The sequence below is a fragment of the Klebsiella sp. FDAARGOS_511 genome (genome assembly GCF_003812845.1).
GTDB lineage: Bacteria > Pseudomonadota > Gammaproteobacteria > Enterobacterales > Enterobacteriaceae > Klebsiella > Klebsiella grimontii.
Map to the genome: position 1 here is coordinate 926,486 of NZ_CP033824.1, position 13,602 is coordinate 940,087.

At 56.6% G+C, this 13,602-nt stretch carries 13 protein-coding genes; 10 read left to right on the forward strand and 3 right to left on the reverse strand.

What is annotated here, in order from left to right:
* Positions 1-294 precede the first annotated feature (294 nt).
* The 4 genes from aqpZ (at position 295) to hcr (ending at position 4,792) form a co-directional block, all read left to right on the forward strand.
* The gene (gene aqpZ / locus EGY08_RS05595; RefSeq protein ID WP_004130892.1) at positions 295-990 is read left to right on the forward strand and encodes an aquaporin Z; all 696 of its coding nucleotides are present in this window, start codon (positions 295-297) and stop codon (positions 988-990) included.
* Between the two features lie 124 nt (positions 991-1,114).
* Positions 1,115-2,014: a lysine exporter LysO family protein gene (locus EGY08_RS05600; protein WP_004130891.1), complete on the forward strand. Its 900-nt coding sequence runs from the start codon at positions 1,115-1,117 to the stop codon at positions 2,012-2,014.
* Between the two features lie 145 nt (positions 2,015-2,159).
* Positions 2,160-3,812, forward strand: a complete 1,653-nt coding sequence (hcp, locus tag EGY08_RS05605) for a hydroxylamine reductase (RefSeq protein ID WP_087830133.1) — start codon at positions 2,160-2,162, stop codon at positions 3,810-3,812.
* Positions 3,813-3,823: 11 nt separating this feature from the next.
* Complete coding sequence (hcr, locus tag EGY08_RS05610) at positions 3,824-4,792, forward strand: NADH oxidoreductase (protein ID WP_123828307.1); 969 nt, start codon at positions 3,824-3,826, stop codon at positions 4,790-4,792.
* Positions 4,793-4,831: 39 nt separating this feature from the next.
* Here hcr and EGY08_RS05615 read toward each other — a convergent pair whose 3' ends face one another.
* Entirely contained in the window at positions 4,832-5,266 is a 435-nt protein-coding gene (locus EGY08_RS05615; RefSeq protein ID WP_004130883.1) for a DoxX family protein, read from the reverse strand.
* Between the two features lie 152 nt (positions 5,267-5,418).
* Here EGY08_RS05615 and poxB point away from each other — a divergent pair, with 152 nt between their 5' ends.
* From poxB to EGY08_RS05635, 4 genes are all read left to right on the forward strand, one after another.
* A complete protein-coding gene (gene poxB, locus EGY08_RS05620) occupies positions 5,419-7,137 on the forward strand; it encodes a ubiquinone-dependent pyruvate dehydrogenase (protein WP_004130882.1) in 1,719 nt (572 codons plus the stop codon).
* A 154-nt stretch (positions 7,138-7,291) separates the two neighbouring features.
* Positions 7,292-8,293: a low-specificity L-threonine aldolase gene (gene ltaE / locus EGY08_RS05625; RefSeq protein WP_049112137.1), complete on the forward strand. Its 1,002-nt coding sequence runs from the start codon at positions 7,292-7,294 to the stop codon at positions 8,291-8,293.
* 10 nt (positions 8,294-8,303) lie between these two features.
* Positions 8,304-9,737 (forward strand): DUF2867 domain-containing protein, encoded by a 1,434-nt coding sequence (locus tag EGY08_RS05630; protein ID WP_004130878.1) that lies wholly within the window; start codon positions 8,304-8,306, stop codon positions 9,735-9,737.
* Between the two features lie 96 nt (positions 9,738-9,833).
* Positions 9,834-10,847, forward strand: a complete 1,014-nt coding sequence (locus EGY08_RS05635; protein ID WP_004130877.1) for an NAD-dependent epimerase/dehydratase family protein — start codon at positions 9,834-9,836, stop codon at positions 10,845-10,847.
* On the opposite strand, the gene EGY08_RS05640 is transcribed toward EGY08_RS05635, so the two are convergent.
* Both EGY08_RS05640 and EGY08_RS05645 read right to left on the reverse strand, forming a co-directional pair.
* Positions 10,844-11,674, reverse strand: a complete 831-nt coding sequence (locus EGY08_RS05640) for an N-acetylmuramoyl-L-alanine amidase (RefSeq protein WP_087830070.1) — start codon at positions 11,672-11,674, stop codon at positions 10,844-10,846. The two genes, EGY08_RS05635 and EGY08_RS05640, sit on opposite strands and share 4 nt — an antisense overlap.
* Positions 11,671-11,994, reverse strand: coding sequence for a heavy metal-binding domain-containing protein (locus EGY08_RS05645; RefSeq protein WP_004100606.1), 324 nt, complete (start codon positions 11,992-11,994; stop codon positions 11,671-11,673). The genes EGY08_RS05640 and EGY08_RS05645 overlap by 4 nt, the downstream gene beginning before the upstream one ends.
* Before the next feature lie 117 nt (positions 11,995-12,111).
* Between EGY08_RS05645 and EGY08_RS05650 the strand changes: the two genes are divergently transcribed.
* The gene (locus EGY08_RS05650; protein ID WP_004130873.1) at positions 12,112-12,627 is read left to right on the forward strand and encodes a lipoprotein; all 516 of its coding nucleotides are present in this window, start codon (positions 12,112-12,114) and stop codon (positions 12,625-12,627) included.
* 227 nt (positions 12,628-12,854) lie between these two features.
* Positions 12,855-13,583 carry an arginine ABC transporter ATP-binding protein ArtP gene (gene artP / locus EGY08_RS05655; RefSeq protein ID WP_032742293.1) on the forward strand — a complete coding sequence of 243 codons (729 nt, stop codon included), beginning with the start codon at positions 12,855-12,857 and terminating at the stop codon, positions 13,581-13,583.
* Positions 13,584-13,602: the final 19 nt, after the last annotated feature.

A 13,602-nucleotide genomic window follows, 5' to 3' on the forward strand; every position in this document is an offset into this window, starting at 1 on the left:
CGCTATGGGGTGAAGAGCCGGAATGTGATGCGAGATATTTTACTTAATTGAGAAACGCATTCATCATCAAAAGTCGTTTTTTTAATCATTTTTGTTCTACACTTTTAAAAATTCCCATATAAAAAGGAATCCCAGCGCATTGTTCTATATCAAATTACATCAATTTATTTAACTGGTCCCAGAGTAGCGATCGTCCCTAGAATAGCGTCGCTTTATTCTAGTCGTCATTCTTTGTGGCGAAAATAAAGGCCGGCACGAAAACTCGTGCTCGTTTACGTTTTTATTGAGGTGGTTATGTTTAGAAAATTAGCAGCAGAATGCTTTGGTACATTCTGGCTGGTATTCGGTGGCTGCGGCAGCGCCGTTCTGGCTGCAGCGTTCCCGGAGCTGGGAATTGGTTTTGCCGGCGTCGCGCTGGCCTTCGGTTTAACCGTATTAACCATGGCCTATGCCGTTGGCCATATTTCCGGCGGGCATTTTAACCCGGCGGTGACTTTAGGTTTATGGGCGGGTGGTCGTTTCCCGGCCAAAGAGGTGATTGGTTATATTATCGCCCAGGTCGTCGGCGGTATTATCGCCGCCGCTATTCTGTATGTTGTCGCCAGCGGTAAAGCGGGCTTCGACGCCGCCGCTAGCGGGTTCGCATCGAACGGTTATGGCGAACATTCTCCGGGCGGTTTCTCCATGCTTTCCGCCATTGTGATTGAGATTGTCCTGACCTGTGGCTTCCTGCTGGTTATTCACGGCGCCACGGATAAAAACGCCCCTGCCGGCTTCGCCCCTATCGCCATTGGCCTGGCGCTGACGCTTATTCACCTGATCAGCATTCCGGTCACCAACACGTCGGTAAACCCGGCGCGTAGCACCGCGGTAGCGATTTTCCAGGGCGGCTGGGCGCTGCAGCAGCTGTGGCTATTCTGGGTAATGCCGATTATCGGCGGCATTCTCGGCGGCGTGCTCTACCGCACCCTGCTGGAAAAACGCAGCTAAGCTCCCACTATTCTCTTGAGGCCCGGTATCGCCGGGCCTTTCTTTTTTTCGACTACTTTACTCAGTCCGGCGATTTGGGTAGTGTCAGTGACGCTATTTTCACTCTGCAAGGATCGTGTCGTTCATGTTTTCGGGACTATTAATCATTCTGCTGCCGTTGGTCATAGGCTATCTTATTCCTCTTCATCGGCCATCAGCCCTTAAACTCATTACGCGACTTCTGAGCTGGATCGTCTACGTTATTCTCTTCTTTATGGGAATTAGCCTGGCCTTCCTGGATAATCTGGCCAGCAATCTCCTGGCGATCCTTCATTATGCGGCGGTCAGCGTCGTTATTATTATGCTGTGCAATATTGCCGCCCTGATGTGGCTTGAACAGAAAATGCCCTGGCAAAATCATCATCGTCAGGAAAGATTACCCTCGCGTCTGGCAATGGCGCTGGAATCCCTTCAGCTATGCGGCGTGGTGCTTATTGGCTTCCTGATTGGTCTAAGCGGTCTCTCTTTTTTACAACACGCCACCGAGGCCAGCGAATATACGCTGATTTTCCTTTTGTTCCTCATCGGTATTCAACTGCGTAATAATGGCATGACGCTGCGGCAAATCGTTCTTAATCGTCGCGGCATGATTGTCGCGGTGGTGGTGATGGTCAGTTCATTGCTGGGCGGCGTCATCAATGCCTTTATTCTTGACCTACCGCTAAAAACCGGACTGGCCATGGCCTCCGGTTTTGGCTGGTATTCACTCTCCGGGATCCTGCTGACCGAATCCTATGGCCCGGTGATTGGCAGCGCGGCATTCTTTAACGATCTTGCCCGCGAGCTGCTGGCGATTATGCTTATCCCCGGTCTGGTGCGCCGCAGCCGTTCAACGGCGCTAGGCCTTTGCGGCGCGACTTCAATGGACTTTACGCTGCCGGTACTGCAACGCTCAGGCGGGGTGGAGATTGTGCCGGCGGCCATCGTTCATGGCTTCATTCTCAGTCTGCTGGTGCCCATCTTGATGGCTTTCTTCTCCGCTTAATACCTACCTGGCGGTAGTCTCCTGCCGCCAATTTTGCGCTAAATCAATCTCCCTGTAAGTTGTATCAGAAATACCTTTTCTCTTCTCGCGCTCGGGCATAACCTTAAACATGTATATTAAATATAACTTTAAAAAAGGTGTGACCATGTTTTGTGTGCAATGTGAACAAACCATCCGTACCCCGGCAGGGAACGGCTGCTCTTACGCGCAGGGTATGTGCGGGAAAACGGCCGAAACCTCCGATCTGCAGGATCTGTTGATTGCTTCTTTGCAGGGCCTCTCCGCATGGGCGCTTAAAGCCCGCGAATACGGCATCATCGACCACGACATCGATAGCTTCGCGCCGCGTGCTTTTTTCTCCACGCTGACCAACGTTAACTTCGACTCCCCGCGTATCGTTGGCTACGCCCGCGAGGCCATCACCCTGCGTGAAGCGCTGAAAGCCCAGTGCCTGAACATTGATGCCCACGCGACGGTTAACAACCCGATGGCCGATCTGCAGCTGGCGAGCGACGATCTGGGCGACCTGCAGCGCCAGGCGGCGGAATTCACCCCGAACAAAGACAAAGCGGCCATCGGCGAGAACATTCTCGGCCTGCGCCTGCTGTGCCTGTACGGCCTGAAAGGCGCTGCGGCTTATATGGAGCACGCGCACGTTCTGGGTCAGTACGACAACGCCATCTACGCCCAATACCATAAAATCATGGCGTGGCTCGGTACCTGGCCTGCCGATATGAACGCGCTGCTGGAATGTTCGATGGAAATCGGCCAGATGAACTTTAAGGTGATGAGCATCCTGGACGCCGGCGAGACCACCAAATATGGTCACCCCACCCCGACTCAGGTCAACGTCAAAGCGACCGAAGGCAAATGCATCCTGATTTCCGGCCATGACCTGAAAGATCTGTACAACCTGCTGGAGCAAACCGAAGGTACCGGGGTTAACGTCTACACCCACGGTGAAATGCTGCCGGCGCACGGTTACCCGGAACTGCGTAAATTCAAACATTTGATCGGTAACTACGGCAGCGGCTGGCAAAACCAGCAGGTCGAGTTCGCCCGCTTCCCTGGCCCGATTGTCATGACCTCAAACTGCATCATCGACCCAACCGTCGGCGCCTATGACGATCGTATCTGGACCCGCAGCATCGTCGGCTGGCCGGGCGTGAATCATCTGGAAGGCGAAGATTTCGCCCCGGTTATCGCCCAGGCGCAGCAAATGGCAGGATTCCCATACAGCGAGATCCCGCACCTGATCACCGTTGGCTTCGGTCGTCAGACCCTGCTGGGCGCGGCTGATACGCTGATCGACCTGGTGAGCCGTGAAAAACTGCGTCATATCTTCCTGGTGGGCGGTTGCGACGGGGCGCGCGGCGAACGTAACTACTTCACCGATTTCGCTACCAGCGTACCGGATGACTGCCTGATCCTGACCCTGGCCTGCGGCAAGTACCGTTTCAACAAACTGGATTTCGGCGATATCGAAGGTCTGCCGCGTCTGGTCGATGCAGGTCAGTGTAACGACGCTTACTCCGCCATCATCCTGGCGGTCACGCTGGCGGAAAAATTGGGCTGCGGCGTCAATGACCTGCCGCTATCGCTGGTCCTTTCCTGGTTCGAGCAAAAAGCGATTGTCATCCTGCTGACCCTGCTCTCGCTGGGCGTGAAAAACATCGTCACCGGCCCGACGGCGCCAGGTTTCTTCACGCCGGACTTGCTGGCCGTTCTCAACGAGAAATTCGGTCTGCGTTCGGTGACCACCGTTGAAGAAGACATGAAGCAGCTGCTGAGCGCGTAAGGAGTAAAAGTATGACTTTGCCAACTCATCAGTGCCCATGGCGGATGCAGGTTCATCACATCCATCAGGAAACGCCGGATGTCTGGACAATTTCGTTGCTCTGCCACGACTATTATCCGTACCGTGCCGGGCAGTATGCACTGGTCAGCGTACGTAATTCAGCGGAGACGCTGCGTGCTTACACCATTTCATCGACGCCGGGAGTAAGCGAGTACATCACGCTGACCATCCGTCGGATTGACGATGGCGCAGGCTCACAGTGGCTGACCCGCGACGTGAAGCGCGGCGACTATATCTGGCTGTCCGATGCCATGGGTGAATTTACCTGTGAAGATAAGGCTGAAGATAAGTTCCTGATGCTGGCTGCTGGCTGCGGCGTTACGCCGATCATGTCAATGCGTCGCTGGCTGGCGAAATATCGCCCGCAGGCTGATGTGCAGGTGATTTTTAACGTGCGTTCCCCCCAGGATGTCATTTTTGCTGAGGAATGGCATCAGTATCCGGTGACGCTGGTGGCGGAAAATCACGCCACCCACGGTTTTGTGGCAGGACGTTTAACGACTGAACTGCTGCAAAGCGTGCCGGATCTGGCATCGCGTACCGTGATGACCTGCGGCCCGGCGCCGTATATGGCGTGGGTTGAGCAGGAAGTGAAAGCGCTGGGCGCGACTCGCTTCTTCAAAGAGGAGTTCTTTACGCCGGTAGCCGAGGCCGCTACCAGCGGCCTGAAGTTCACCAAACTGCAGCCGGCGAAAGCGTTCTATGCGCCGGTCGGCGCCACGCTGCTCGAGGCGCTGGAAAGTAACAAAGTGCCGGTTACCGTTGCCTGTCGCGCAGGCGTCTGCGGCTGCTGCAAAACGAAAGTGGTTTCCGGCGAATATACCGTCAGCAGTACCATGACGTTAACCGATGCGGAAATCGCTGAAGGCTACGTGCTGGCCTGCTCCTGCCATCCGCAGGGGGATCTGGTACTGGCTTAACCATCAACTGCCGGATGGCGCAGCGCCATCCGGCTCTCTTTACCGCCAGGCCGAATTTCCGGCGATGGTATAGCGCCCCGCTCCCAAAAAAGCGACCGCCAGCGCACCCACGAAAAAAAAGACCAGGCTCTCAATCGCCCACGCGCCGACCGCATCCAGCGCGAAGGTTTTGCCCGTGCCGACCATAAGCCAGGCGACGACCATCGTAAAAGCCAGCACCAGCGCCGCCGGACGGGTAAGAATTCCCAGGATCAGCAGGCAAGGCGCAACCACCTCGCCCACTAATACCCCATAAGCGATAAAACCCGGCAATCCTTTTGCTACCAGCATATTGCTGATTCCCCCTACGCCATCAAATAGCTTGTGTAATCCGTGAAACAGCATCAGTCCGCCGACGGCAAGTCGTAACAAGAGTTTGCCGAAATCGTCATGAGACAGCAGTTTATTAACAGCATTTAACAGCGATTTAACCATTTGAAATGATTCCTGTTTACCACTTTATGTGAGCACAGATTATGCGGAGTTTTCGCTGAAAAAAACCAGAGGAAAATGAGGGGTGAAAGCGAGCGTAACCGGCAGTTTCATCTAAGCTTGTAAGCGTTATCACAAAAAGGAGATGGAGAACCATGAAACAAACCGTGGCGGCATACATTGCCAAAACTCTTGAACAGGCTGGCGTTAAACGTATTTGGGGCGTAACCGGGGATTCTCTTAACGGCTTAAGCGATAGCCTGAACCGCATGGGGACCATCGACTGGATGCCCACGCGCCACGAAGAAGTGGCCGCCTTTGCCGCCGGAGCGGAGGCCCAGCTTACCGGCGAACTGGCGGTCTGCGCCGGTTCCTGCGGGCCGGGCAACCTACACCTGATTAACGGCCTTTTCGACTGCCACCGCAATCACGTTCCGGTTCTGGCTATCGCCGCCCATATTCCTTCCAGCGAAATCGGCAGCGGCTATTTTCAGGAAACGCACCCGCAGGAGCTGTTCCGCGAATGCAGCCACTATTGCGAACTGGTCTCATCCCCGGAACAAATTCCGCAGGTGCTGGCCATCGCCATGCGCAAAGCCGTAATTAACCGCGGCGTCTCGGTAGTGGTACTCCCCGGCGACGTTGCGCTAAAAGCCGCGCCGGAAAGCGCCAGCAGCCACTGGTATCACGCGCCGCTGCCGCAGGTGACGCCAGCGGAAGAAGAGCTGAAGAAGCTGGCCCAGCTGCTGCGCTATTCCAGCAACATCGCCCTGATGTGCGGTAGCGGCTGCGCCGGGGCGCATAAAGAGCTGGTGGCGTTCGCCGAGAAGCTCAAAGCGCCTATCGTTCATGCGTTGCGCGGCAAAGAGCACGTTGAATACGACAATCCTTATGATGTGGGGATGACCGGGTTGATTGGCTTCTCCTCCGGCTTCCACACCATGATGAACGCCGACACCCTGGTCCTGCTCGGCACCCAGTTCCCCTATCGCGCCTTCTATCCGACGGATGCCAAAATCATTCAGATTGATATCAATCCCGGCAGTATTGGCGCCCACAGTAAAGTGGATATGGCGCTGGTAGGCGATATCAAATCCACCCTCAGCGCGCTGCTGCCGCTTCTCGAAGAGAAAACCGACCGCAAGTTCCTCGATAAAGCGCTGGAACACTATCGCGACGCGCGTAAAGGGCTCGACGATCTGGCTAAGCCCAGCGACAAAACGCTTCATCCGCAGTATCTGGCGCAGCGCATTAGCCACTTTGCCGACGAGGACGCCATTTTTACCTGTGACGTGGGTACGCCGACCGTCTGGGCCGCGCGCTATCTACAGATGAACGGCAAGCGCCGCCTGCTCGGCTCCTTCAACCATGGTTCAATGGCCAACGCCATGCCGCAGGCCATCGGCGCAAAAGCCACGGCACCTGACCGCCAGGTCGTGGCAATGTGCGGCGACGGCGGCTTTAGCATGCTGATGGGGGATTTTCTCTCGCTGGCGCAAATGAAGCTGCCGGTGAAGATCGTTATCTTCAATAATAGCGTACTGGGCTTCGTGGCGATGGAGATGAAGGCCGGGGGCTATCTGACAGACGGCACCGAGCTGCACGCCACCAACTTTGCCCGCATCGCCGAAGCGTGTGGTATCAAGGGCATACGCGTTGAGCGCGCGTCAGAGGTTGATGAAGCGCTGCAAACCGCTTTCGCTACCGATGGCCCGGTACTGGTGGATGTGGTCGTCGCCAGTGAAGAGCTGGCGATGCCGCCGCAAATCAAGCTGGAGCAAGCCAAAGGTTTCAGCCTGTATATGCTGCGCGCGATTATCAGCGGCCGCGGCGACGAGGTTATTGAACTGGCGAAAACCAACTGGCTAAGGTAAAAATATCCTTTTCAATTCATACACAAAATCTTTCGTGGTGCTTCAAGGCGGCAAGCTCGAAAATCCCCGGAAGCATAGATAACTATGTGACCGGGGTTTGAGGGTGCACTCAACGCAGAGGCTGCGCGAAAGATGAAGTGTACAAGGATATGACATGATTGATTTACGCAGTGATACCGTTACCCGCCCGGGCCGCGCCATGCTGGAAGCCATGATGGCCGCCCCGGTTGGGGATGACGTGTATGGCGATGACCCGACCGTTAACGAACTCCAGCGCTTTGCCGCCGAGCTGGCGGGCAAAGAAGCCGCGATCTTCTTGCCCACCGGCACCCAGGCCAACCTGGTCGCCCTGCTCAGCCACTGCCAGCGCGGCGAAGAGTATATCGTCGGCCAGGGCGCGCATAACTATCTCTATGAAGCCGGCGGCGCGGCCGTACTTGGCAGCATCCAACCGCAGCCCATCGACGCCGCAGCGGATGGCTCCCTGCCTCTGGACAAAGTCGCGGCCAAAATCAAACCGAACGATATTCATTTCGCGCCCACCCGCCTGCTGTCGCTGGAAAATACCCATAACGGCAAAGTGCTGCCGCGTGAATATCTGAAAGAAGCCTGGGAATTTACGCGCCAGCGCGGCCTCGGGCTGCACGTGGACGGCGCGCGTATTTTTAACGCTGTCGTGGACTACGGCTGCGAGCTGCGCGATATCACCCGATACTGCGATTCTTTCACCATCTGTCTGTCCAAAGGTCTCGGCGCGCCGGTAGGCTCACTGCTGGTGGGGAGCGAAGAGTATATTCGCCGCGCGATCCGCTGGCGGAAAATGGTCGGCGGCGGAATGCGTCAGGCCGGGATTCTGGCGGCCGCGGGCCTGTATGCCTTGCAGAACAACGTCGCGCGCTTAAAAGAGGATCACGACAACGCCGCGTGGATGGCGGAACAGCTGCGCGCCGTTGGCGCCGAGGTGACACGTCATGATACCAATATGCTGTTTGTTCGCGTTGGTGAAGAGCGCGCCGCCGCGCTGGGCGAGTATCTGCGCGAACGCGGGGTGCTGATCAACGCCTCGCCCATCGTGCGCCTGGTGACGCATATTGACGTTAACCGCCAGCAGCTCGCCGAGGTAGTTAACCACTGGCAGGCATTTTTAAACCGTTAAGGAGTCCGGCGTGTCGCAGCGAATTCTGGTGCTTGGCGCCAGCGGTTATATCGGCCAGCATCTGGTGAAACGACTCAGCGAGCAGGGCTTCACCGTTCTGGCGGCGGCACGCCATATCGACAGGCTTAAAAAGCAGCATCTCCCCGGCGTCGAGTGCTATTCGCTCGATTTAAACCAGCCGGACACGCTACCCGCCCTGCTGGCGCAGGCTGACACTCTTTACTATCTGGTGCATGGGATGGGCGAAGGCGGCGACTTTATCCGCCACGAGCGGCAGGTCGCGCTCAACGTTCGCGACGCGCTGCGCGAAACACCGGTGAACGAAGTCATCTTTCTCAGTTCCTTACAAGTGGCGGAGCAGGAGCAATCCGATCATCTGCGCGCTCGCCAGATCACCGGCGATCTGCTGCGCGAATCGGGCGTCCCGGTGGCGGAAGTTCGCGCCGGCATTATCGTCGGCGCCGGTTCCGCCGCCTTCGAAGTGATGCGCGATATGGTTTACAACCTGCCGGTGCTGACGCCGCCGCGCTGGGTACGTTCGCGTACTACGCCGATTGCGCTGGAAAATTTGCTCTACTATCTGCTGCGGTTGCTTGACCATCCGTCCCGCGAGCATCGGGTATTTGAAGCTGCCGGGCCGGAAACGTTAAGCTATCAGCAGCAGTTTATCCGCTTTATGGCGGTCAGCGGCAAACGACGCCCGCTGATCCCCATCCCTTTCCCGACCCGCTGGATTTCAGTGTGGTTTCTTAACATGATTACCTCGGTGCCGCCAACCACGGCCAAAGCCCTGATTCAGGGGCTAAAGCACGATCTGATCGCCGACGATCGCGCCCTGCGGGCCTTAATTCCTCAACCGCTTATCGCATTTGATGAGGCGGTGCGCCGCACGCTTAAAGAAGAGGAGCAGTTGGTTAACTCCAGCGACTGGGGCTACGATGCGCAGGCCTTCGCCCGCTGGCGGCCAGAGTACGGCTACTACCCGAAACAGGCGGGCTATACCGTTAACACTTCCGCAAGCCTTGCCGCGCTGTGGGAGGTGGTCAACCAAATCGGCGGCAAAGAGGGCTATTTCTTCGGTAATGTTCTGTGGAAAACGCGCGGGGCGATGGACCTGCTGGTCGGTCATCGGCTGGCAAAAGGTCGTCCGGAAAAGGCGTATCTGCAAACCGGCGATGCGGTGGACAGCTGGAAAGTAATTATCGTCGAACCGGAAAAGCAGCTGACGCTGTTATTCGGCATGAAAGCGCCCGGCCTTGGCCGCCTGAGCTTTACCCTGCGCGATAGAGGCGATCATCGCGAGCTGGACGTGCGCGCCTGGTGGCACCCGCACGGTATGCCGGGGCTTTTCTACTGGCTGCTGATGATCCCGGCGCATCTGTTTATTTTTCGCGGTATGGCGCGACGCATCGCGCACCTGGCGGAGCAAATCACCATCAAATAGAGTATAGGTGCAGAATTCTTTCATGATTCTCATTGCATCACAGTCAGAATCACGGAAAAATGCGCACGAAATTCTTTTGTTTAACAGTGGATCGATATGAAGGTACTGGTTACCGGTGCGACCAGCGGATTGGGCCGCAACGCGGTGGAATATCTGCGTAACAGGGGCATTAGCGTCAGAGCGACCGGGCGAAACGAAGCGATGGGTAAGCTTCTGAGCAAAATGGGCGCAGAGTTCGTCCCTGCGGACTTAACCGAGCTGGTCTCTTCACAGGCCAAAGTGATGCTCGCCGGTATCGACACCCTGTGGCACTGTTCCAGCTTTACCTCGCCGTGGGGCACCCAACAGGCCTTCGATTTAGCTAACGTCCGCGCGACTCGCCGTCTCGGCGAGTGGTCGGTTGCCTGGGGCGTGCGCAACTTCGTGCACATCTCTTCACCGTCGCTCTATTTTGATTATCACCATCATCGCGATGTTAAAGAAGATTTTCGCCCGCAGCGTTTCGCCAACGAATTCGCCCGCAGCAAAGCGGCAAGTGAAGATGTGATCCATCTTCTGGCGCAGGCCAACCCGAATACCCGTTTTACTATCCTGCGGCCGCAGAGCCTGTTTGGTCCGCATGATAAAGTGTTTATCCCACGGCTGGCGCAAATGATGCAGCACTACGGCAGCGTTCTGTTGCCGCGCGGCGGCAGCGCGCTGGTGGATATGACCTACTATGAAAACGCGGTACACGCGATGTGGCTCGCCAGCCAGCCCCAGTGCGATCTCCTGCCCTCGGCCCGCGCGTACAACATTACTAACGGCGAACCGCAAACCCTGCACAGCATCGTACAGAAACTCATTGATGAGCTGGGAATAAAGTGCCGCATCCGTTCGGTCCCTTACCCGATGCTGGATATTATTGCCCGCAGCATGGAGCGCTTTGGCAATAAGTCAGCTAAAGAGCCCGCCTTTACCCACTACGGCGTCTCTAAGCTGAACTTTGATTTCACCCTTGATATCTCCCGCGCCCAGCAGGAGCTAGGCTACCGGCCGGTTGTCACGATGGATGAGGGCATTATCCGTACCGCCGCCTGGTTGAAGGACCACGGTAAGCTGCACTATTAACCCCGGCCATACTTTTCCAGCAGCGCTTCGGCTATCGCCAGGGTTTGGGCATCAGCAACCCCGTCCCAGCGCTCGGGGCGGAAGTGCATCTGGAAAGCCATAATGACCCGCTTCTGCTGCGCAGGGGTCATGTCCGGCGTCACCTGATAGCCGTAGCGAGACAGCACGTCCAGCAGCGCTGCGGCGTCGACCGGCTCGTATGACGGGCGCCCCTGCAGATAAAACGCCACGCGCCGGGCATCCGGCCATGCGCCAATTCCCTGTTCGGCCAGCCTGCGCCACGGGAACAGCGGCCCCGGATCGTCTTTACGCTGCGGGGCGATGTCCGCATGGGCGACCACGTTCTGCGGCGCGATATGGTAGCGGGCGATAATGTCTTTCGCCAACGGGATCAGAGCGTCAATTTGCGCCGGATTAAACGGCGTGAAGCTTTTGCCCCCGGCCGTTTTTTGCCAGCCGCGATTCTCCAGCTCAATACCAATCGAGGTATCGTTAATACGCGTGCTGCCGCGCCAGAAGCTGACGCCCGCATGCCAGGCCAGATCCTCTTCCGGCACCAGCTGCCAGATCCGCGGTTTGCCTCCGTGCAGCGGCGGTATCTCCGGGATCAGGTAGTGAGAGCTCACCTGGTTATCCGTCAGCGTCGCCAGCGAAACGTCGAAATCATCGGCGGTGTAGTGGATCACCAATACTTTGATGCGCGGATAAGCCGCCTGCGCCGGGTGGCGCGTATCCAACTGATAGCCGTCGCGATCGATAATGCCCTTTTCCGTCGCGCAGCCCGCCAGCAGCAGCGCCAGCAGGACGCCTGCCCGGCAAATTCTCATCGGCGGGTCTTCACCGCAGTGCCGCTAACGCTGACCATCAGCATGCTGCTATCTTTACCGACGGTTTCGTAGTCAATATCAATGCCGACCACCGCATTGGCGCCCAGCGCCTTCGCCTGCTCGCTCAGTTCTTCAAAGGCGATTTCACGGGCTTTACGCAGCTCCTTTTCATAGGCGCCGGAACGACCGCCGACGATGTCGCGGATACTGGCGAAAAAATCGCGGAATACGTTGGCGCCGAGAATCGCTTCCCCGGTGACGACGCCGCAGTATTCGATGATGGGTTGACCTTCGAGGGTTGGCGTAGTTGAAAATTGCATGTTCAAACTCCTTCTTTAGCGTTCAATGCGTTAGCTCTCAGGGTCAAGCACAATCCCTATCTGATACACTATGCTTGTACAGATATTCTAACGTAGTGAGCTCATAAGGAAATCATCATGCGCTACAAAGTTCTTGCATTAGTCCTCCCCTGCGCGCTGGCGCTCAGCGCCTGTACTACCGTCACGCCTGCCTACAAAGATAACGGCACCCGCAGCGGCCCCTGCATCGAAGGCGGCCCGGATGACGTGGCGCAGAAGTTTTATGACTATCAGGTGCAGCATCGCAACAGCGATTTAACCGCGCTGCGTCCGTACCTGAGTGACGGTCTGGCAAAACTGCTGAATGACGCGCGTCAGGACCCGTCTAACAACGCCCTGCTGCAGTCAAACCTGTTCTCAAGCAGCACAACGCCCGCCGACAGTGCCGATGTCGCCAGCGCCTCGACCATCCCTAATCGCGACGCGCGCAATATTCCCCTGCGCGTGGAGCTGAAACAGGGCACTCAAAGCTGGAAAGACGAAGTGCTGATGATTCAGGAAGGCCAGTGCTGGGCCGTGGATGACGTGCGCTACCTCGGCAACAACGCCCATGCGCCGGCGGGCTCCCTGCGTCAGAGTCTCGAAAAACGCTAATCTGGGCACTAGTCCGCTCAGGCCGAATGAAATAACCCCGGTAAAATGTCGGCATTTCCGCTGGTAATGCCGACATTGACTTCTCCCACCTTCACGAAGCCATATTTTGTGCTAACTTTAAATGTAAACATGGTTTACATTTAACTTTTAACGCATAAATATTGCATAACTATTCTGCCAAAGGTACTATTTGCGGCCTCAATTGCTATATGTATCAGACTGCCCAGATGAGCATTAAATTAAACGGCATTAATTGCTTCTACGGCGCGCACCAGGCGCTGTTCGACATCACGCTGGATTGCCCGCAGGGGGAAACGCTGGTGCTGCTCGGCCCAAGCGGTGCCGGTAAAAGCTCGCTGCTGCGCGTCCTCAATCTGCTGGAGATGCCGCGTTCCGGTACGCTGCATATCGCCGGAAATCATTTCGACTTTACCAGAGCGCCTTCTGACAAAGCCATTCGCGAGCTGCGCCAAAACGTGGGTATGGTTTTCCAACAGTACAATCTGTGGCCGCATCTGACCGTGCAGCAAAATCTGATTGAAGCTCCCTGCCGCGTGCTCGGTTTGAGCAAAGATCAGGCTTTAGCCCGCGCTGAAAAGCTGCTCGAACGTCTGCGCCTGAAACCTTATAGCGATCGCTACCCGCTGCATCTTTCCGGTGGCCAGCAGCAGCGTGTGGCCATTGCCCGCGCCCTGATGATGGAACCGCAGGTTCTGCTGTTCGATGAACCCACGGCAGCGCTCGATCCAGAAATCACCGCCCAGATCGTCAGTATTATCCGCGAACTGGCTGAAACCGGCATTACGCAGGTTATCGTCACCCACGAAGTGGAAGTGGCGCGCAAAACAGCCAGCCGCGTGGTCTATATGGAAAATGGCCATATCGTTGAACAAGGTGATGCAGGCTGCTTTGCGCATCCGCAGACCGACGCGTTTAAAAACTATCTTTCACATTGATGTTTTCGGGGAAATGACG